Below are 19,406 nucleotides of genomic sequence, written 5' to 3'. Positions count from 1 at the left end.
GATCATTACTCGGTTTGAAAATACTGTTCATAACCTACCGTTTTTTTGGTCGAGCTTTGTTTCGGTTGTTTCTGTTACCGGTCATGCTGTATTTCTTTTTATTTAAAGGTACTGCGCGGCGCGCGTCTTTGGATTTTCTTGCGCGTGCCACGGATAATGCGGATTGGTCTGCTTGGCGTCGCGGATGGCAAAGCTTTACCCACTTCATGACCTATGGTGAATTGCTGCTGGACAAACTCGCCATCTGGTTTGATTGTCTGGACTCGGAATTTGTTATCCACGGCTTCGATCCGCTCGATCAATTGATTGCGAAAGGCGAAGGGGCGGTGTTGTTGGTGGCTCACATGGGTAATGTGGATATCAGTATGGCCTTGGCTGAGCGGTGGGAGAGAGCGCAGGTCAACGCTTTGGTGCATACCGCACATGCCGAAAAATTCAACCGCATGGTGAGCGACGTGTCGGGTAAGCGCGCGATCAATTTAATTCAGGTGACTGATATTTCACCGGCTACCGCCATGATGCTTTCGGACCGATTGTCGGCGGGTGAGCTGTTGGCGATTGCCGGTGACCGGACGGCGGTGGGCGAGGGTGCGCGCAATGAACGTCTCCTATCGGCTGAATTTCTGGGCGAGGCTGCAGATTTTCCGCTGGGCCCGTTTATGCTGGCTGCGCTTTTGCGTCGACCGGTGTTTTTTCTTTGCTGTGTGAAAACCGGCAATCGCTACGATATTCACTTACAACCCCTGGCAGATCGGCTGATTATGAAACGTGGCCAAAGGGAAGCATCACTGCAGCCCTATGTTCAGCAGTTTGCCGACAGACTGGGGGAATTTGCCCGCCAATTTCCCTTGCAGTGGGGCAATTTTTACGATTTCTGGCGCATCGATGAACGCCAGAAAACCGACCATGATTTTAAAGAAGCTGAAAATCCATGATTACCTTTGACTCCAATCCAAGATCCATTGAAGACATAGTGGCCGTGGCCAAGGGCGCTGCTGTGCGCCTGTCCGACAGCCCTGAATTCATTGCCAAAATCAACGCCGGCGCTGATTTTCTTGATCGGCTTCTGGCTGAGGAAGGGGTAATTTACGGCGTGACCACCGGTTACGGAGACTCGTGCACCGTGTCGATTCCGCCTGCACTGGTAGATGAGTTGCCAGCGCACCTCTACACCTTCCACGGCTGTGGTATGGGCGACGTGCTGAGCCGGGAGCAGTCTCGCGCTGTGCTGGCCGTGCGTCTGCAAAGCCTGTGTCAGGGGGTATCCGGCGTCAGTCTGGCGTTGTTACAGCGCCTGACGTTGCTTCTGGAAAAAGACATAGTGCCGGTAATTCCTCAGGAGGGTTCGGTGGGCGCCAGTGGTGACCTGACCCCCTTGTCCTATGTAGCCGCGGTATTGTGTGGTGAGCGCGAGGTGTTATTTCAGGGTGAGCGTCGTGCCACCGCTGAGGTATACCAGATGTTGGGTATTACGCCGTTGAAGTTGCGTCCCAAAGAAGGCCTGGCGCTGATGAACGGCACCGCCGTCATGACCGCACTGGCGTGCGAAGCCTTTGGCCGATCAGAGTATCTGATGCGTCTTGCCACCCGGATTACCGCCCTGGCCACCATCGCCAGCAAAGGCAATGCCCATCATTTTGACGAGTTGCTGTTTGCGGTGAAGCCTCACCCGGGACAGCAACAGGTAGCGGCCTGGTTGCGCGATGATTTGCACGTAGGCGAGCCGCCCAGAAATCCCCAGCGCCTGCAGGATCGCTACTCATTGCGCTGCGCACCCCATGTCATCGGCGTGCTGGCTGATGCGCTTCCATTTTTGCGCCAGTTAATAGAAAACGAAATCAATTCTGCCAATGACAACCCGATTATTGATGGCGTGGGCGAGCATGTTTTACACGGCGGGCACTTCTACGGTGGCCATATTGCGTTTGCCATGGACAGTTTGAAAAATGCAGTGGCTAACCTGGCAGACCTGCTCGATCGCCAGCTGGCCATGGTAGTGGATGTGAAGTTCAATCACGGGCTGCCATCCAATCTTTCCGGCGCCACCGGCGACCGGCGCGCCATCAGCCATGGTTTTAAAGCGGTACAGATTGGCGCCAGTGCCTGGACCGCAGAAGCGCTTAAGCACACCATGCCGGCGAGCGTTTTTTCGCGCTCCACTGAATGCCACAATCAGGACAAAGTCAGCATGGGTACCATCAGCGCGCGTGATTGCTTGCGGGTGCTGACATTAACGGAGCAAGTGGCGGCGGCTGGCCTGCTGGCGATGGTGCAAGGCGTTGAGCTGCGCTTGCGCCAGGGCGATGTGGGCGACGACGCTCTGGCACCAGAGCTGCAGCGTTTTATGCGCAGTGTGCGTTCTGTGAGTGCATTTGTGGGCGAAGACCGTGCGTTGGAATGGGATCTGCGCAACACCTGTGTAGCGATTATTCAACAACAGTTTGAATGTTATACGGCGGCGTGATGGCAAAAGTTAAACCTCTGGTCAGTGCAACAGCGACGGTGAAAATTCCTTTTCACGATGTCGATCTTATGGCTGTGGCCTGGCACGGTCACTACGTAAAGTATTTTGAGGTGGCGCGCTGTGTGCTGCTCGATAAAATTGGTTACAACTACCCTGAAATGCGGGATTCAGGCTTTGCCTGGCCGGTAGTTGATCTGCATATCCGCTACCCTGGTCCGGCCCGTTTCCGCGAAACCATCAGTGTGGAAGCCGGCATTGTAGAGTGGGAGAACCGTTTGCGAATTGCCTACACCGCGCGCAACAGTGAAGGCAAACGCATCACCTTTGGTCACACTGACCAGGTGGCAGTGAATATTGCCACTGGCGCAATGGAGTTGGCCACCCCGCCGGTATTAAAACAAAAGCTGGCCCCTTGGCTCGCGGAGTCATCCCTGTGAGTCGCGCGCGCCTGTGGCCGGTGATGTTTTATCTGCTTGCCATGAATGCGCTCGCCACCGCCCCTCACGAGGTGGCTGAAGCGTTGTCGGTACGACTGACCACGCCTTTGACAGAGGGTGAATTTCAGCAATGGAAAACCGTGCAGGGGTTGCCTTTAGCGCTGGAATCCAGCGGTGAGTTTGCCGTGCAGGATCAGCAATTGCATTGGCGAACCCTGAAGCCCTTTGCCAGCGAAACCCGGTTCACAACTGAAGCCATCGAACAATGGTCTGGCGGCCAGCGGGTCTGGTCATTATCCCGCACCGAGCAACCCGTCGTGGCGGTGGTCAGCGAGCTGATGCGCGCCTTGGTCCGTGGTGATGTGACGGCACTGTTGGCGCATTTTGCGGTAACGGATCTCGCGTTGGATGGCGATTGTTGGCGGCTGGACCTGAAGGTGCGCGATGTGGCATTGCAGCAGGCCATCACTCGCGTAGGCGCCGAAGGCTGCGAGCGGGTGCAACAGCTTATCGTTGAAGAAACCAACGCCAACAGTACCCGCATCCGTTTGGTTCCTCTGCCATGAAGGGGCAACGCCCATTGCTGGCCAAAGGCTGGCTGGTGTTGGTGCTGACAGCGGCATTATCGCTGATCTGGCGTTTGCCGGATTACCAATTTGATACTGACTTGTTGGCGCTGCTGCCCGACCATGCCCGCAGCGAATGGTATGACGCGCGGATTGAGGCAGATAAGCATCTGGCGCAATTGAGCAGCAACCGCTTTTTACTGGCGGTGGGGGCGGCTGATGCAGAAACAAGTCTGGCGGCGGCAGAGCAGGTCCGGCGTGAATTGGCGGATGGTGACTGGCGCTACATCGAGCCGGGCCGGCAAGCTCAGCAGTTGTGGCAATCCTATTGGCCGCATCGCTATCACCTGCTGGCAACAGACGACCGGCAAGCAATGCAATCTTCACCACAGGCGATAATCGACGCCGCGCGCTTGCGCTTGTATGCCCCGGTGGGCGACGGCCGCTATGATCCGGTAAAGGATCCTTTGTTTTTGTTTCAGAATTTTTTGCAACAGCAAGCCCGTGCATCGGCGCTGCAATTGGATCAGGGTTATCCCAGCCGGTTGCTGGACGGTCTGCACTGGCGCCTGCTGCAATACGAACTGTCCACCGATGCTTTTGCTCAGGCGTTAACGACGCCTTTACCGGCATTGGTCCACTCACTGCGCGCCGGTTTGCCAGAAGGCGTGCAGCTATTGCAATCGGGCATGGTATTTCACGCGGCGCATGGCGCGCATCAGGCGCGCGATGAAATCAGTTTTATCGGTCTGGGTTCACTGTTGGGTGTGATCCTGGTACTAGCTGCCGCCTTTGGTCGTTCGAGCCTGATTTTATTGGCGTCATTGAGTGCGGGTTTGCTGATCGCGTTGGTGGTCAGCGTGTGGAGTTTTGAGCGTCTGCATCTGATTACGCTGGCCTTTGGTGCGTCACTTATTGGTGTGGCCATTGACTATGGCATCCACGCACGCAATGGCCAACAGCATGGCCAGACTTTCCGTCAGTTGCTGCCGGCTCTGGGGCTGGGGCTGTTCACCAGTCTGGTAGCCTATGGCTTGCAGGCTGCGGTGCACATGCCGGGGCTTACACAAATGGCACTGTTCAGTTGCGTAGGGTTGGCGGCCAGTTGGTTGTCGGTGGTTTTATGGTTGCCGGAACATGCCGAGTCGCCGAGCCGTTCCAGACTTGTGCAACCGTTATTCAATCTGGCCGACGCATGGCGTCAGCTGGCTGCAAAAGTGCCAGCCTTTCCCCGTGTATCACTCGGGATACTGGTATTGGCGCTGGTGTCATTATTGTGGTTGCCTGGCCGGGATCAGGTGGCCAGCCTGCAAACCTCTACCGAAAGTATGTTGGCCCAGGAGCAAGCGCTTTTAACCATCAGCCAGGCACCGCGACCGGGGCGCTATTTCTTGGTGCGAGGTCATGACAGCGATGATTTGTTCAAAGAGTTGCAGACACTGGAGTCCGCTTTAAACGCACAGGGTATTGAGTCTCAGAGCGTCAGACAATGGTTGCCTGAAAAGACACAGCAAATGTCCGATTTCGCGCGCCTGTCACAATTCTACCAAGCCAGTTTGCCGGTTTGGTTCTCTGCATTGGGCGCAGAGTCTATGGCGGACGAGGCTATCGCAGCAATAGCTGAGTTACCCATGACACTCGATCATGTGAACGCGGAACTCGCAGCGCTTTATCTGCTGCCATCCGCAACCCTGGCATTCGTTTACCCGGAATTCGTGCTCACAACCGATCAGTTGGCGAATTTGCCGCAGGGTTCGTGGACCTATGTTGACCGGGGCGCAGAGCTGAGTGACTTATTGGCCAAGTATCGCCATTGGTTGTTGTTGTGGGTGCAGGTGGCGATGGTTGTGTTGACCCTCACCTTGTGGTTTCGCTATGGCCTTGCGGGTGCACTGTTACTGGCTTCGCCACTGGTGGCAGCCATCGCTGTTCTGTGGCTTGTGGCAGTAATGGATGGCGGCGTCAATTTATTTCATTGCCTTGCGCTTTTGTTGGTGTTGGGTGTGGGGTTTGACAGCAGCATTTTTTTCGCTCGCAGTCCAGGCCCGGAGGCCTGGCGCGGAGCCAGTCTGTCCATTCTCACCAGTCTACTGGCGTTTGGGCTCCTGGCATTGTGCACCACGCCTGTGTTGAAAAGTTTTGGCACTGTGGCCGCATACGGCCTTCTACTGGTGTGGTTGCTGGTGCCTCTAATGGTGCAACCCATCGTAAAATCTGATACCGAATAATTTTGAGGAAAACCGATGACCGATAATCGGCCCGTTTACTTTACCGACGATAAACTTACCGCGCTCGATGCACGTTATGAAGCGCAAAAGCTGGCCTTTGGCCCTCTGGCATTTCAGGCTGCACGTTGCTTGCGTAAATTCGGTTTGCTCGAGATTGTATCCGGTGCTGGCCGCCGGGGTGTCACACTGGAGCAGCTGCAGGCGCAAGCGAATATCAGCGATTATGGTGTGCGGGTATTGATGGAAGCTTCTTTGGGTATCGGCCTTTGCACTTTAAACGATGGCAGCTACCGCCTCACGAAAACCGGGTTGTTCGTGCTGACAGACCCCATGACTATCGCCAATTTCGATTTCAATCACGACATTAATTACCAGGGTTTTTTTCATCTGGATGAAGCCATTGAAAAAGGTGAGCCGGCAGGCCTGAAGGCATTGGGCGATTGGTCCACCATTTACGAAGGTTTGTCCTCGCTCACCGAACAACAGCTGAAGAGCTGGCTGGCGTTTGATCACTACTATTCAGACGGTTCGTTTGGCCTGGTCATGGACAAGGTGTTTGCCAAGCCGGTAACCCGGTTAATGGATATTGGTGGTAATACCGGCAAGTGGGCGAGAGCCTGTGTGAGCCATGATGACAAAGTTCAGGTCACGCTGGTGGATTTGCCGCAGCAGGTGGCGCTGGCCACGCAAGCAATAAAAGATCATGCAGGTGCGGCCCGGGTGAGCTTTTACCCCACCAATATTCTGAATCCGGAGCTGGGTTTGCCCAAGGGGCATGATGTAGTGTGGATGAGCCAGTTTCTCGATTGTTTTTCCGATGCAGAAATTACCGGCATTCTGAACAAGGTTGCGGCTGTGTCTGATGAAGATACCCGGATTTTTATCATGGAAACTTTCTGGGACCGTCAGAAATTCGAGGCCGGGGCCTTCTGTCTGCAGCAGACTTCGCTGTATTTTACCTGCCTGGCCAACGGCAATAGCCAGATGTATCACTCCGATGTCTTTCGCCGTTGCGTGGAGGCGGCGGGCATGGAAATTGTGGCCACCACCGATGATATCGGCGTGAGTCATACCCTGTTGGAATGCCGGTTGGTGAACTGATGTTACGCGCTCTGATATTGGTTTTTTGGGGTTTGTTGCTGGCGGCGTGTGCGCAGACACCGCCGTTGCTGTTACCTGAAGCGCTGGGCCAGAATGTCCAGGTAAACCAATTGGTGAGCGTGCCAGCGCCGCAGGGACAAAGGCAATTCAATGTGGTCTGGAGCCGTGAGAGCAATGTATTCAGCCTGGCGGGGCTCAGTCTTGCAGGCCAGCTTTTGTTTAATATTTCGCAACAAGACGGTGAAATACGGATTCGTCATGCATTGCCGGATATTCCCGCGAACCAATTGCACCAACTGATTCGTCAGATTCAGTGGGCCTATTGGCCGCTGGCCGATATCAATGCCGCTATGCCGGCGGGTTGGAGCCTAACCGAAGATAAGGATCGGGCATTGAGACAAGTGTATCGCAACGGGACGCCTTACATGGTATTCCAGTTTGATAGTCTCGCGCCTTTTTCGAGCGTCAAAATAACCCAAGCGCAAGGACCTGAATTACAGGTGACAACAATTTCCGTACAGGCTCTGGATGTACAGGCGCCAGGCAGGAATCTGCCATGATTTATGATGTAGCGATTATCGGCGCAGGGCCGGCGGGTAGTCTGGCCGCTGCTCTGTTACTGCAGAAGGGATTGCGGGTATTGGTCTTGGAGCGAAACCGGTTTCCGCGTTTCTCTATTGGTGAAAGCTTACTGCCCGCGTGTATGACATTTCTTGAACAAGCGGGCTTGGATCAGTGCGTACACGACGCCGGCTTCCAGTTTAAAAACGGCGCTGCCTTTCGATGTGGCGAGCGTTATACCGCGTTCGATTTTGAGCGAAAATACAGTCCCGGCCCGGGTACCATTTACCAGGTAGAACGCGCTCGCTTTGATCAGCTATTGGCCGATGAAGTGGCTAAGCGCGGCGCCGACCTCCGATTCGAGACAGAAGTCACCAACCTTTCGCGCACCAAGGGGCTATCTTCGATTCAGTTGCGGGGGCCGGCGGGTGAAAGTACCGAGTTGGCGAAATTTGTACTGGATGCATCGGGGTTTGCCCGGGTATTGCCCCGGTTGTTTGGGTTGGAAAAACCCAGCCCTTTTCCGGTGCGCAGCTCGCTGTTCACACATGTGGAGGATGGCATTGCTGATCTGGCCTTTGATCGCAACAAAATTCTCGTCAATGTGCACCCCGAACATAATGACGTGTGGTTCTGGTTGATTCCGTTGTCGCAGGGCCGCTGTTCGGTGGGTGTGGTGGCAGAAGCCGCGGTATTGGACAGCCGTGGTGCCGATCCTGAGTCACGATTGGCGGCCTGGCTTGCCGAATTACCGGCACTCAGTGCGCTGCTCGCCAATGCCACAGTGTGCGCAGACGTGCGGCAGATAAAAGGTTACGCTGCAGATGTGTCGTCATTGCACGGTGACGGTTTTGCCCTGCTTGGCAATGCCGGAGAATTTCTCGATCCCGTGTTTTCGTCGGGCGTGGCCATCGCGTTTAAATCTGCGCAATTGGCATCGGCGCTGGTGATCCGGCAGTTGGCCGGCAAGCCGGTGGATTGGCAGCGCGATTACACTGAGCGGCTTAAGCCTGGTATCGAATGCTTTAAAACCTACGTCACTGCCTGGTATGACGGCCGTTTTCAGGACGTTATTTTTTCGCCGCAACAGAATGAACGGATTAAAGGCATGATCAGCTCCATATTGGCCGGCTATGTATGGGATACGGACAACCCCTACGTGGTGCAGGCGGATCGTCGATTAAATGCATTGGTGGAATTGATCCGCATGCGCGAGGCCGAAGCATGACGAAACCCGTTTTTTTACACAACTACGGTCTCACTTCTGCCTTGGGCATTGGCAAAGAGGCGCACCGTCAAAGTTTGTGGGATGCTGCCTTTTCTTCGCCATTGACCGTGACCGATGACTACAGTCCCGGACAACCGCTGCCTGTTGGCCGGGTAAACGCGCCTCTGCCCGATACGAGTGCCTGGTCAGAGCACGAGTGCAGTCGCAACAACCAGATACTCTGGTCGGCCTGGCAGCAAATCGCCGATGATTGGCAGGCCATCGCCACCGGCGTGGATCTCAGTCGGGTAGCGGTGATAATTGGCACGTCCACCTCAGGTATCAGTGAAAGTGAAGCCTGTTTCGCCCCCGGCATGAACCGGGCGCCCGATTACGCCAAACAGCAGATCGCGGCACCTGCCGCTTTTCTGGCACAAAGGCTTGGCGTCACCGGCCCTGCTTATACCCTGTCGACGGCCTGTACGTCCGGCGCCAAAGCCCTGGCCAGTGGCCGGCGCCTATTGAACGCCGGGCTGGTTGATTGGGTGATTGCTGGTGGCGCCGATGCGCTCTGTGCGCTTACGGTACGGGGTTTTGGCGCGTTGGAGGCCATATCTGCCAGTCCATGCAACCCCATGAGCGTTAACCGCAATGGTATCAACATCGGTGAGGGTGCCGCGCTGTTTCTGATGTCGCGTGAACCCGGGCCGATTGCATTGCTGGGTGTGGGCGAGTCGTCCGACGCACACCATATCTCCGCGCCCGATCCGGAAGGGCATGGTGCTGAGCGGGCGCTGAATGGCGCATTGGCGGATGCGGCGCTGGACGCATCGTTCGTCACCTACCTGAATCTGCACGGTACAGCCACAGCGCTCAATGATAAAATGGAGTCATTTGCGGTACAGCGGGTGTTGGGCACTGTGAAAGCCAGTTCCACCAAACCCTTTACCGGCCATACCCTTGGGGCTGCGGGCGCGCTGGAGGCGGGCATTTGCGCATTGGCGCTGCAAGCCGGGCGATTGCCGCCGCACCGTTGGGATGGTGAATTCGATCCAGAGTTGGCGTCGCTGCAATTGGTTGCCGGCGATACCCACTGGCCAGAGTCTGCGCCGCGCATCGCCATGAGCAGTTCTTTTGCGTTTGGTGGAAATAATATCGCGTTGCTGTTGGCACAGGGGGATGACCATGATCAGGGATGAAATGATGGCCGATATCGGTGGCACAGCATCACCCTGGCCGGTATTGCAGTTGGTACCTCACGACCAGCCCATGAGCCTGTTGCAGCAGGTGTTAACGGTGTCCGACAAGGGATTGGTAGCGGGCGTGTCGATTGAGTCCGACAGCCCGTTTTACGAATCCGACGGCGTACCGGCGCTGGTGGCGATTGAGTATATGGCGCAGGCAGTGGCCGCTTACGCCGGTCATCTGGCCCTGAGCGCAGGAGGTAAAGTGGAACTGGGTTTTTTAGTAGGAACCCGCAAGTACCGGAGCAACGTAGCGTTTTTTGCGTCGGGCACACAGCTGACGGTATGCGTGAAACCACTGCTCAAAGGCGACAACGGTCTGTCCGTGTTTGATTGCCGTGTCGCCGCGGAAGGCATCGAGGTGAGTGCCAACCTGAATGTATTTGAGCCAGAAGATCCGGCCGCCTTTCTGGCCGCTGGCAATTGAATGAAAGTGAAAACAACAAGCAGTATTGCAGGATTATGAGCAAGACAGTGTTAGTGACAGGCTCCAGCCGGGGCATAGGGGCGGCCATCGCCGAGCGTTTGGCGCGCGAAGGCTTTGATCTGGTATTACATTGCCGGAATGGCATGGCGCAGGCCGAAGTCGTGGCGGAACGTATCCGCGATATCGGGCGCAGTGTACGCGTGTTGCAATTTGATGTGGCCGATCGCGCCGCAGCGCGGGCGGCCATTGACGCCGATATCGAGCAGCATGGCGCCTATTACGGCGTCGTGTGCAATGCAGGTGTCACGCGAGATACCGCTTTCCCCGCCATGACCGATGAAGACTGGGACCAGGTGGTGCACACCAACCTGGACGGTTTTTATAACGTACTGCACCCGCTTACCATGCCCATGGTGCGCCGGCGTCAGCCGGGGCGCATAGTGGTGATGTCGTCCGTGTCAGGGGTCATGGGTAATCGTGGCCAGGTGAATTATTCGGCGGCAAAGGCTGGCCTGATAGGTGCCACCAAAGCTTTGGCACTGGAGCTGGCGAAAAGGAAAATTACCGTCAATTGTGTGGCTCCCGGTTTGATTGAAACCGAAATGGTGAGCGAGGAAGTGGCGGAGCACGCATTGAAAATGATCCCGGCGCAACGTCTGGGGCAGGTGAACGAAGTGGCCGCCGCGGTGGCGTTTTTAATGTCGGAGGACGCCGGTTATATCACCCGTCAGGTGATCTCGGTAAATGGTGGTTTGTGCTGATGAATCGTGTTGTTGTAACCGGCTTGCAAGCCATTACGCCCATTGGCAATGACTGGAACAGTGTGTCTGCCAATCTTCGTGCCGGCCGCACCGGTATCCGCTACATGCCCGATTGGGACAAATACAACGGCCTTATCACGCGCTTGGGCGGCCCGGCGGAATTCGAAACCCCCGCCCACTACACCCGCAAAATGGTGCGCAGTATGGGCCGGGTGGCCATTATGGCAACCCGCGCCACTGAACTGGCATTGGAGCAAGCGGGCCTGTTGAAGGACCCTGCGATTCAGGATGGCTCCATGGGGATTGCCTATGGTTCGTCCGCCGGCTCGACGTCGGCGTTTGTGGATTTTGGTCGCATGCTGATTGAGGAAGACACCGGTGGGCTGAACGCCAACTCCTATATCAAGATGATGGCTCATACCGCGCCTGTGAATGTGGGTGTGTTTTTTGGACTGAAAGGTCGGGTTTACACCACCTCCAGTGCCTGTACCTCGGGCAGTCAAGGCATTGGTCTGGCGTACGAAGCGATTCGCGCCGGTCAGCAACGGTGGATGGTGGCGGGTGGTGCCGAAGAGTTATGCGCCACTCAAGCGGCGGTGTTTGACACCTTGTTTGCCACCAGTACCCGTAACGACAAACCAGAAGCCACGCCGCGGCCATTTGACCGGGATCGCGACGGCCTGGTCATTGGCGAAGGCGCCGGCAGTCTGATTCTGGAGTCGCTGGAGTCGGCCGAAGCGCGCGGGGCCACCATTTATGCTGAGGTGGTGGGCTTTGGCACCAATTCCGACGGCTTACATGTCACCCAGCCCAATACCGAGACGATGGAGCAGGCCATGCGCCTGGCGCTGGTCGACGCCGGACTGAAACCGTCGGATATTGGCTACATCTCAGCCCACGGCACGGCCACGGACCGAGGCGATGTGGCGGAATCGCAAGCCTCTGCGCGCCTGTTTGGTGATACTGTGCCTATCAGTGCCATGAAGAGTTATACCGGGCACACACTCGGTGCCTGCGGTGCCATCGAAGCCTGGGCGGCAATCCATCAGATGAATGAAGGTTGGTTTCACCCCACTTGCAATCTGCAACACCCGGATCCGCAATGTGGCGCCCTCGATTATATCCGCGACGAGTGCCGGGCCATTGACTGCGACTATGTCATGTCCAACAACTTTGCCTTTGGCGGTATCAACACCTCGTTGATATTCAAACGCTGGCGGGCTTGAACCGGAACAGCCGGCGCAGTAGGCTCTGGCGTTTATTGAATAGGGAGGTTTGTTATGTTTGTGCGTGTCTTATTACTTGTGAGTGGCCTTTGGGCGGGGTTGGCTCACGCCGGCCTTACGCTCGATGGTTCACGTTCGTCTCTTCATTTGGTGTCCACTAAAAACGCCGCCATTGCTGAAGTTCATCATTTTACTGCGCTCAACGGCTCGCTGTCGGCCCAGGGTGACGTCAGGGTCGATATTCAGGCGGAAAGTCTGGTGACCCACATTGACATCCGCGATCAGCGGATGAAAGAGCACCTGCTGGAAGTTGCCAAATTTCCTGTGCTGAGCATCACCGCTAAAGTGGATATGGTAGCGGTAAACGCACTCGCTGCCGGTGAGCAGATTCAATTCGAGCAGACCATTGCCGTTACCTTGCACGGCGCCGAAAAAAGCTACCAGCTGCCTTTGCGTGTTACCCGCTTGGCAGACGGTGCCATTCAGGCCACAACGATCGCACCGCTGGTGGTCAATCTTGCGGACTTCCAGTTATTGGCTGGGGTTGATCAGTTGAAGGCGCTGGCGAAGTTGAATTCCATTGCCACGCAAATTCCCGTTGTAGCCAGCTTTACTTTCAAGGATTCCAAACCCCGCTAAGCGTGGAGACGCTTAGCGGTTATTCACAACACTCAGAGAAGGATTTTTATGAAACTGTTTAAAGTTTTAGTTTTAGCATCATTGGCGGTACTGGTGGGTTGTGCTGGCACTAACCCTATGCAGGTCGCCAGTAATCAGGAAGTGGTGGCTGCACCCGCCGACAAGGCGCAAGTGGTCTTTATGCGCTCATCTTTTTTGGGCCATGTGATCAGTGCATCTCTCTATGATGTGACCGGTGGCAAAACTGATTTCATCGGTATTATCGAAAATGACACCAAAGTAGTGTATGACGTGGCACCCGGCAACTACCAATTTATGGTGGTGTCGGAAGCGGCGGATTTCATGAATGCCGAACTGGTGGCGGGAAAAACCTACTATGCGATGGTAACGCCGCGTATGGGCGCCTGGAAAGCACGTTTTTCTCTGCAACCTGTGCGCGCCGATGGCAGCACCGATTTCAATACAGCGGATAAAAACTTTGCACAATGGCAGGAGAAAACCAAGCGGGTGGAAATGTCTGATGCCGCCCGTCAGTGGTTTGAAAAAAACCGCGCCAGCGTAGTGGAAAAGCAGGAAGACTATCTGCCGGTGTTCGCCAAAAAAGATGCTGACGACGTGAAGGCAAGAACTTTGTTACCGTCAGATGGTATCTGAGGTCTGACTGGGTGCCCCTGAAGCGTTAGTTAACCCGAGTGTTCGGGTAAAAGGGTTTCGTCGGTTACCTGGATTCAGAAAGTCCTCCAAAAAAAAGCCCCGGATTTACCGGGGCTTTTTTTATTCAACGGGCAAGTTATTTACCCAGACGCTGCTGGGTCAGATCCAGTGCCTTGCGGGCTTTGGTGACCAGCTCGTCGATCTGGGCTTCGGTCATGGTCAGTGGTGGGGCAATGATCATGGTATCGCCCACGGCGCGCATCACCAGGCCGCTCTCGATACACGCCGCACGGCACAGGGCGCCGGCGGTGCAGTTATCGTCAAAGCGGGTACGGGCTTGCTTGTCGTTGGTGAGCTCGATCGCGGCCACAAAACCAACGCCGCGCACTTCGCCCACGATCGGGTGATCGGCCAGAGTGGCGAGTTTGTCCTGCAGCAGCTTGCCTTTGCCTTCACGCACCGATTCCAGCACCTTGTCGCGCTCCAGAATCTTGATGGTGGCCAGGGCGGCGGCGCAGGCGGCCGGGTGACCGGAGTAGGTGTAGCCGTGGGCGAATTCACCGCCCTGGCTTTTCAGTACGCCGGCAACGCGGTCGCCTACCATCACGCCACCCAATGGCTGGTAGCCGTTGGTTACGCCTTTGGCGAAGGGCATCAGGTCGGGTTTCACACCGAAGTAGTCGGCGCCGAACCAGTGGCCGGTGCGGCCGAAGCCACAGATCACTTCGTCGGTCACCAGCAGAATGCCGTACTTGTCGCAGATGCGCTGGATTTCAGGCCAGTAGGTGGCCGGCGGCACAATCACGCCACCGGCACCCTGAATGGGCTCGCCGATAAAGGCCGCTACCTTGTCGGCACCCAGTTCCAGAATCTTGGTTTCAAGCGATTGCGCCGCTTTCAGGCCAAACGCGTCCTTGTCCATGTCGCCACCTTCGCCGAACCAGTAAGGCTGGTCTACGTGATGAACGTAGGGCAGGCGGGTGAACTGGCTGTGCATGCCACCCATGCCACCGAGGCTGGCGCCGCCGATGGTGGAACCGTGGTAGGCGTTGTGGCGGCTGATGAAGATCTTGCGATCCGGCTCGCCCTTCAGATCCCAGTAGCGGTGCACCATGCGGATTACCGTGTCGTTGGCTTCAGAGCCTGAACCGGTGAAGAACACATTGTTCATGTGCGGTGCCGCCAGTTCTGCCAGCTTGGTGGACAGTTCGATTGATGGCGGATGCGCGCACTGGAAGAAACTGTTGTAGAACGGCAGTTCGCGCAGCTGCTCGGTCACCGCGCTGACGATTTCTTCCTGGCCGTAGCCCAGGTTGCAGCACCAGAGGCCGGACATACCGTCCAGAATCTTCTGGCCTTCGCTGGTGTAAATGTAGGGGCCTTCCGCTTTGGTGATAATGCGGCTGCCGCGCTCCATCTGGTCGGCGAAGTCGGTGAACGGGTGCAGGTAGTGACCCGCATCCATGGATTGCCATTCGGCAGTGGAGCGCTGTTTGTAGACCTGGCTCATGGAACCTCCTAGTGTGGCTGGCAAAGCGCAGCCGGCTGTGGCGGCAGGCGCGTTAATCTCATGCGGGCAGCGTCGGCTGCCCTGTCATAACCATAATGTGATCACATTTTTGGTGTGGTTGGCAACACCCCTGTGAGGGTTAGTCCTCGCCGGACAGGGCGGCCTCAAGCTCTTCCTGGCCGAGCGCACCGATGCCCTCGCGGATGTCGCTGGCGATAGCGAGCTTGAGTGCAAGCGCGTCGCGGCTGGCGATGGCATCCGTGGCCTGTACATGGCGGTCGGTGATATACCCCAGCCCTATACGGTTTAGCACAAGTCGCATAAAAGGCGCGCTCTGTAGCCACAGGCTTTCAATCAACGGCATCAGTACGTCATTGGGCCCGCACCGGTACATACTGGCGTGAAATTCCAGGTTGGTGCGAATGTAGGCCTCGGCATCCTGTACCTTGATCGCTTCAGTGACCTGATCATCGAGGGTAATTAAGTGCTGCAGGTGCTGTTCGGTCATGTGCGGCAAGGCCCGCAGCGCCGCTTGTGTTTCCAGTGCCACGCGGGCTTCCACGATTTGCGCGAGCTTGTCGGCGGTCATCTGCGGCACGGCGACGCGCCGGTTGTCCTGCAGGGTCAGGGCATTTTCGGCCGTCAGACGGCGCAGGGCTTCGCGCACGGGCATGGGGCTGACGTCGAGCATGTCGGCAATGCCGCGCAAGGTCACCGCCCGGCCGGGTACAAAGCGGCCACACAATATGGCTTCGCGGAGCTGGAAGTAGACGCGCTCCTGCTGGGTTTTGAACGGGGGGAGGTTATCGGCCATAGCGCATTTGACTTGTTTCATTCGGGCGAGTAGATTATGGTCAATATCGTATTTGTGATCACATTTTTTGGCAAGCCCAGGGTGATAACAAGTGGGATGCAGGTTTGCAGCTGGGTGAATTGATACCAACGTAAAAACTTGCAGCCTCAAAATAGAATAATTATTCTGTTTTAACAGGCACAAATCAGCGACCGAACGAGGTGTGGGCCCCAAGCCCTGTTTAACAATGACTCTGCACACACAGGCCCTTGAAGTCTGGAATCGTGAAATGGCAACGGCAGTTGCCTGTCTTGGAACCTCTGACTTTTACAGTGCACTGGTGGATGCGCTTTCCGCCACCCTGCCCATCGACTACCCGCAGGTGTGGCAATACACCCGCGACAAACCCGAGCCCGTGGTGGTGTTCCACCGGCTTAACGGCGCCCGCCGCGAGCAGCAGGTGGAGGAATACGTCGCCGGCGCCTTCCGGCAGGACCCGTTCTACCGGCTTTCCCGCAACGGTGATCTGGGCACCGGCCTGAGCCATTGGCGCGCAGCTGCCAATTCTGCCCGTTCCGAGTACTACGATGGCCAGGATGTGTGCGATGAGGTGGTCTTTGTGGCTCAGGTAGACGAGCAGACCCGCTTGCACCTGTGCCTGATGCGTTCCCGCTCCGGCACCCATTTCAGCGATGCCGAACTGGACCAGCTGCGTGCCTGCAGCCCCATGGTAGTTCAGCTCCTGCGCCAACACGCCACCCTGGTGCGCAAGGCCAAGCCCAGCATTGAAGCAGGGGTTCGCAAGGCTGTGGGCCTGTTCGGAGAATCCCTGTTGACCGCGCGAGAGCGCGATGTGCTCGAATTGATGCTGGGTGGCTACGCCACCCGGTTTGCCGCCGATAAGCTCGGTATTTCCACCGAAACCCTGCGGCGGCACCGCAAGAACATATACCAGAAGCTGGATGTGAGCTCACAGTCCGAGGTCTTCTCCCTCTTCATCAATTCACTTGGCTGTTTTGACGCAGCACCAAACCAAGACCCGCTGCGCGGCTATTTTGGTCATCAAGGGGCGAACAAACACCTGTAGAAGCTTGAATATTTCGTCACGCGACACCAAAAAATTTACTAAATTCACACTAAGAGTAACGAAAGCGCCTATTGTGCGCCGGATGGAGAAGGTCATGCTTGGCCCTAGCAACGCTAACGATCTGGAAATAGCGAAAAAATTTCTGGAGCAAAACCCCGATATTGAAACCATTGAAGTGCTGTTGCCCGATATTAACGGCGTATTGCGCGGCAAATGGCTGCCCCGGGACAACCTGCTGAAGGCATTCAAAGGCGGCCTGAAGCTGCCGGTCACCACACTCAATTTTGACATCTGGGGGCGCGACGCGCCCGGAGTGGCGTTTGATGATGGCGATGCCGACGGGATTTGCCTGCCGGTGGCCTCCAGCCTGTCGCGGGTGCCCTGGACCGACCGCCCCATGGGGCAGATGTTCGTGCACATGGCCGACCTGGATGAAACGCCCTACGTTGGCGATCCGCGTGTGGTGCTCGACCAGGTGGTACAGAAGTTCAAGGCCATCGGTCTGACCCCGGTGGTGGCGATCGAGCTGGAATTCTACCTGCTGGAAGAAAAGCGTGACTCTGCCGGCCGGCCGGTGCATGCAGGCTCCGACGCCAATGCCGACTACCCCATTGGTGGTCAGCCTTACAGTCTGGACCTGATGCAGGAATACGAAGAGGCCTTCCACGAAATGCGCGAGGCCTGCGAAACCCTGGGCGTGCCCGTGGATACGCTGGTGAAGGAATTTGCGCCTGCGCAGTATGAAATCAACCTGCACCACGAAGATGACCCGATCAGCGCTGCTGATCACGCCATGATGCTGAAGCGGGTGATCAAAAGCGTGGCCCGTCGCCACGACCTGAGCGCCTCGTTCATGGCCAAGCCGTTTGGCGATATGGCCGGTAATGGTATGCACGTGCATTTCAGTATTCTGGATGATGCGGGCAACAACATTTTCAACAATGAAACCGAAGAAGGTTCGGAAGCATTGATGCACGCCATTGCCGGTGTGCAATCCACCATGGTGGAAACCATGGCGATTTATGCGCCTAACTTTAACTCCTACCGTCGGTTCCAGCCCGGTTCTTACGCGCCCATGGCGCCCACCTGGGGCTATGAAAACCGCACCGTTGCGCTGCGCATTCCCAGCGATGACTATGCGGCGACCCGGATTGAGCACCGCGTAAGTGGCGCCGATGCCAACCCGTACCTGGTACTGGCCGCGATTCTGGCCGGCGCCTATGACGGCATTGTGAAGAAAAGTATGCCGACCGCCGCAATGGAAGGCGATGCCTACTCACAGATGACATCGAGCCTGCCCGTGTACTGGCCCGATTCGCTCAACGCCTTTGAACGTTCGCAGTTTGTACGCGAATACCTGGGCGAATCGCTGCAGCGTGCTTACCTGGCCTCCAAACGTCAGGAGCTGAACGAATTCCGGCACACGGTTACGCGCATGGAGTACGACGCTTATTTACTGGCGTTCTGATTCCAGACAGAATAAAAACGGCGCCCCAGGGCGCCGTTTTTCTATGTCGTCTGCATCAACGCAAGCAATTGGTTGCGGCTGCTGAGCCCGAGTTTGCGATACACCCGGTATAAATGATTGGCCACGGTGGAAGGTGAAAGCTGAATTTCTTTGCCAATGGTTTTGAAGGTTTTGCCTGACGCCACGCCGTTGACCACCTGCATTTCCCGCTCGGTCAATTGATCCCACAGTTGCTCGGGCCTGAGTCCCACCACCCACAATTCACCCTCGCGTTCGATGCGCACCCGCAGCGAACCGAACTGTGCCGGCGCGCTGGCCGGTAGAAACGGCAATTGGCTTTTGTCGGGTAAAAGATCCAGAAATTCCACACTGGCCTGATGGTAATGGCCCGCTTCGTCTACCAGCGCAAATTGCTCGCCGGGTTGCGGTTCAGAGGCTTTCAGGCGCAGGTCAAAGGCATGGCGTTCGCTTTCCAGTAAATGAAACAGCAGTTGCTGTTGCAGCGCTTTTTCGGCGTCAGTGAAGGGGTAGTCGCGGTCAAACCGGTACAAGCTCAACAGCGTGTAAATACCGGTGCGGTCGTGAAAATGCAACGAGCTCAGAATCCGCTCGATACCGCGTGGTTGGAAGCAAAGCCGGTAAATGTCTGAATCGTAAAAGTGTGCGTCATCGATCAGGTCGGCCATGGAAATCGCCTGCCCGAATCGGGCGCGTAAGTCTGCCGGCGGTTGTTGGCCGGGCACCAGATTGTCGGCGGAAAAAAAGTGCCCAATGGGGTTGAGGTGTTTGAGTGCGAGCAAATCGTCGAACAGCGCTTCGTCTACCTGCAGGCAGGTGCGGGTGTGAAAATGCAATGCACTCACGTGACCCGTGCCCCAGACAGCGCCATCAAACGGGATTTCCGAGCGCACGGCTTCCAGTGCCCAGGTACGGAAATCGCTGGCGGGCACGTCGGCCGTGGCGCGGTAGAGGCGGGCAATGAGGGCGTCGAGCTGGGGCATTAGTGAATTTTTACTATCGTTAAGCCGGTGGG

The 19,406-nt window shown here is 56.5% G+C and carries 19 protein-coding genes; 16 read left to right on the top strand and 3 right to left on the bottom strand.

Annotated elements, in window-relative coordinates; all coding sequences use genetic code 11:
- Positions 1 to 56: 56 nt before the first annotated feature.
- Genes M5M_RS06905 through M5M_RS06840 form a run of 14 tightly spaced genes read left to right on the top strand, consistent with a single transcriptional unit; the run spans position 57 to position 13,515 of the window.
- Entirely contained in the window at positions 57 to 935 is an 879-nt protein-coding gene (locus tag M5M_RS06905; protein WP_144062408.1) for an LpxL/LpxP family acyltransferase, read from the top strand.
- Positions 932 to 2,464 carry an HAL/PAL/TAL family ammonia-lyase gene (locus tag M5M_RS06900; RefSeq protein ID WP_015046760.1) on the top strand — a complete coding sequence of 511 codons (1,533 nt, stop codon included), beginning with the start codon at positions 932 to 934 and terminating at the stop codon, positions 2,462 to 2,464. Before M5M_RS06905 ends, M5M_RS06900 begins: the two co-directional genes overlap by 4 nt.
- A complete protein-coding gene (locus M5M_RS06895; RefSeq protein ID WP_144062407.1) occupies positions 2,464 to 2,901 on the top strand; it encodes an acyl-CoA thioesterase in 438 nt (145 codons plus the stop codon). Before M5M_RS06900 ends, M5M_RS06895 begins: the two co-directional genes overlap by 1 nt.
- Positions 2,898 to 3,467: an outer membrane lipoprotein carrier protein LolA gene (locus tag M5M_RS06890; RefSeq protein WP_015046758.1), complete on the top strand. Its 570-nt coding sequence runs from the start codon at positions 2,898 to 2,900 to the stop codon at positions 3,465 to 3,467. The genes M5M_RS06895 and M5M_RS06890 overlap by 4 nt, the downstream gene beginning before the upstream one ends.
- Positions 3,464 to 5,695, top strand: coding sequence for an MMPL family transporter (locus tag M5M_RS06885; protein ID WP_144062406.1), 2,232 nt, complete (start codon positions 3,464 to 3,466; stop codon positions 5,693 to 5,695). Before M5M_RS06890 ends, M5M_RS06885 begins: the two co-directional genes overlap by 4 nt.
- 15 nt (positions 5,696 to 5,710) lie before the next feature.
- Positions 5,711 to 6,796 (top strand): methyltransferase, encoded by a 1,086-nt coding sequence (locus tag M5M_RS06880; protein ID WP_015046756.1) that lies wholly within the window; start codon positions 5,711 to 5,713, stop codon positions 6,794 to 6,796.
- Positions 6,796 to 7,356: a DUF3261 domain-containing protein gene (locus M5M_RS06875; protein ID WP_162141142.1), complete on the top strand. Its 561-nt coding sequence runs from the start codon at positions 6,796 to 6,798 to the stop codon at positions 7,354 to 7,356. Before M5M_RS06880 ends, M5M_RS06875 begins: the two co-directional genes overlap by 1 nt.
- Complete coding sequence (locus M5M_RS06870; RefSeq protein ID WP_015046754.1) at positions 7,353 to 8,585, top strand: NAD(P)/FAD-dependent oxidoreductase; 1,233 nt, start codon at positions 7,353 to 7,355, stop codon at positions 8,583 to 8,585. The genes M5M_RS06875 and M5M_RS06870 overlap by 4 nt, the downstream gene beginning before the upstream one ends.
- Complete coding sequence (locus M5M_RS06865) at positions 8,582 to 9,763, top strand: beta-ketoacyl-ACP synthase (RefSeq protein ID WP_015046753.1); 1,182 nt, start codon at positions 8,582 to 8,584, stop codon at positions 9,761 to 9,763. Before M5M_RS06870 ends, M5M_RS06865 begins: the two co-directional genes overlap by 4 nt.
- Positions 9,750 to 10,235 carry a hotdog family protein gene (locus M5M_RS06860; RefSeq protein ID WP_015046752.1) on the top strand — a complete coding sequence of 162 codons (486 nt, stop codon included), beginning with the start codon at positions 9,750 to 9,752 and terminating at the stop codon, positions 10,233 to 10,235. The genes M5M_RS06865 and M5M_RS06860 overlap by 14 nt, the downstream gene beginning before the upstream one ends.
- A gap of 35 nt (positions 10,236 to 10,270) precedes the next feature.
- Positions 10,271 to 10,996 carry a 3-oxoacyl-ACP reductase FabG gene (fabG, locus tag M5M_RS06855; RefSeq protein ID WP_015046751.1) on the top strand — a complete coding sequence of 242 codons (726 nt, stop codon included), beginning with the start codon at positions 10,271 to 10,273 and terminating at the stop codon, positions 10,994 to 10,996.
- A complete protein-coding gene (locus M5M_RS06850) occupies positions 10,996 to 12,222 on the top strand; it encodes a beta-ketoacyl-ACP synthase (RefSeq protein ID WP_015046750.1) in 1,227 nt (408 codons plus the stop codon). The genes fabG and M5M_RS06850 overlap by 1 nt, the downstream gene beginning before the upstream one ends.
- Positions 12,223 to 12,276: 54 nt before the next feature.
- A complete protein-coding gene (locus M5M_RS06845) occupies positions 12,277 to 12,861 on the top strand; it encodes a YceI family protein (RefSeq protein WP_015046749.1) in 585 nt (194 codons plus the stop codon).
- A 48-nt stretch (positions 12,862 to 12,909) separates the two neighbouring features.
- Entirely contained in the window at positions 12,910 to 13,515 is a 606-nt protein-coding gene (locus M5M_RS06840; RefSeq protein WP_015046748.1) for a hypothetical protein, read from the top strand.
- Between the two features lie 136 nt (positions 13,516 to 13,651).
- Here M5M_RS06840 and M5M_RS06835 read toward each other — a convergent pair whose 3' ends face one another.
- Both M5M_RS06835 and M5M_RS06830 read right to left on the bottom strand, forming a co-directional pair.
- A complete protein-coding gene (locus tag M5M_RS06835) occupies positions 13,652 to 15,025 on the bottom strand; it encodes an aspartate aminotransferase family protein (RefSeq protein WP_015046747.1) in 1,374 nt (457 codons plus the stop codon).
- A 139-nt stretch (positions 15,026 to 15,164) separates the two neighbouring features.
- A complete protein-coding gene (locus M5M_RS06830) occupies positions 15,165 to 15,839 on the bottom strand; it encodes a GntR family transcriptional regulator (RefSeq protein ID WP_015046746.1) in 675 nt (224 codons plus the stop codon).
- A gap of 268 nt (positions 15,840 to 16,107) precedes the next feature.
- Here M5M_RS06830 and M5M_RS06825 point away from each other — a divergent pair, with 268 nt between their 5' ends.
- Entirely contained in the window at positions 16,108 to 16,905 is a 798-nt protein-coding gene (locus M5M_RS06825; protein WP_015046745.1) for a helix-turn-helix transcriptional regulator, read from the top strand.
- Between the two features lie 94 nt (positions 16,906 to 16,999).
- The gene (locus M5M_RS06820; protein ID WP_015046744.1) at positions 17,000 to 18,373 is read left to right on the top strand and encodes a glutamine synthetase family protein; all 1,374 of its coding nucleotides are present in this window, start codon (positions 17,000 to 17,002) and stop codon (positions 18,371 to 18,373) included.
- 41 nt (positions 18,374 to 18,414) lie between these two features.
- Here the strand turns inward: M5M_RS06820 and M5M_RS06815 are convergent, their stop codons facing one another.
- A complete protein-coding gene (locus tag M5M_RS06815; RefSeq protein WP_015046743.1) occupies positions 18,415 to 19,374 on the bottom strand; it encodes a helix-turn-helix transcriptional regulator in 960 nt (319 codons plus the stop codon).
- Positions 19,375 to 19,406: the final 32 nt, after the last annotated feature.

Source organism: Simiduia agarivorans SA1 = DSM 21679 (genome assembly GCF_000305785.2).
In the GTDB taxonomy this organism is placed as follows: domain Bacteria; phylum Pseudomonadota; class Gammaproteobacteria; order Pseudomonadales; family Cellvibrionaceae; genus Simiduia; species Simiduia agarivorans.
This window is presented reverse-complemented; position numbering and strand designations above follow the sequence as displayed.

Bases quoted from the DNA above. Each gene is read 5' to 3' on its own strand.
- M5M_RS06900 (WP_015046760.1), top strand. From the start codon at position 932: ATGATTACCTTTGACTCCAATCCAAGATCCATTGAAGACATAGTGGCC.
- M5M_RS06895 (WP_144062407.1), top strand. From the start codon at position 2,464: ATGGCAAAAGTTAAACCTCTGGTCAGTGCAACAGCGACGGTGAAAATT.
- M5M_RS06885 (WP_144062406.1), top strand. From the start codon at position 3,464: ATGAAGGGGCAACGCCCATTGCTGGCCAAAGGCTGGCTGGTGTTGGTG.
- M5M_RS06880 (WP_015046756.1), top strand. From the start codon at position 5,711: ATGACCGATAATCGGCCCGTTTACTTTACCGACGATAAACTTACCGCG.
- M5M_RS06875 (WP_162141142.1), top strand. From the start codon at position 6,796: ATGTTACGCGCTCTGATATTGGTTTTTTGGGGTTTGTTGCTGGCGGCG.
- M5M_RS06870 (WP_015046754.1), top strand. From the start codon at position 7,353: ATGATTTATGATGTAGCGATTATCGGCGCAGGGCCGGCGGGTAGTCTG.
- M5M_RS06865 (WP_015046753.1), top strand. From the start codon at position 8,582: ATGACGAAACCCGTTTTTTTACACAACTACGGTCTCACTTCTGCCTTG.
- M5M_RS06860 (WP_015046752.1), top strand. From the start codon at position 9,750: ATGATCAGGGATGAAATGATGGCCGATATCGGTGGCACAGCATCACCC.
- fabG (WP_015046751.1), top strand. From the start codon at position 10,271: ATGAGCAAGACAGTGTTAGTGACAGGCTCCAGCCGGGGCATAGGGGCG.
- M5M_RS06850 (WP_015046750.1), top strand. From the start codon at position 10,996: ATGAATCGTGTTGTTGTAACCGGCTTGCAAGCCATTACGCCCATTGGC.
- M5M_RS06845 (WP_015046749.1), top strand. From the start codon at position 12,277: ATGTTTGTGCGTGTCTTATTACTTGTGAGTGGCCTTTGGGCGGGGTTG.
- M5M_RS06840 (WP_015046748.1), top strand. From the start codon at position 12,910: ATGAAACTGTTTAAAGTTTTAGTTTTAGCATCATTGGCGGTACTGGTG.
- M5M_RS06835 (WP_015046747.1), bottom strand. From the start codon at position 15,025: ATGAGCCAGGTCTACAAACAGCGCTCCACTGCCGAATGGCAATCCATG.
- M5M_RS06830 (WP_015046746.1), bottom strand. From the start codon at position 15,839: ATGGCCGATAACCTCCCCCCGTTCAAAACCCAGCAGGAGCGCGTCTAC.
- M5M_RS06825 (WP_015046745.1), top strand. From the start codon at position 16,108: ATGGCAACGGCAGTTGCCTGTCTTGGAACCTCTGACTTTTACAGTGCA.
- M5M_RS06820 (WP_015046744.1), top strand. From the start codon at position 17,000: ATGCTTGGCCCTAGCAACGCTAACGATCTGGAAATAGCGAAAAAATTT.
- M5M_RS06815 (WP_015046743.1), bottom strand. From the start codon at position 19,374: ATGCCCCAGCTCGACGCCCTCATTGCCCGCCTCTACCGCGCCACGGCC.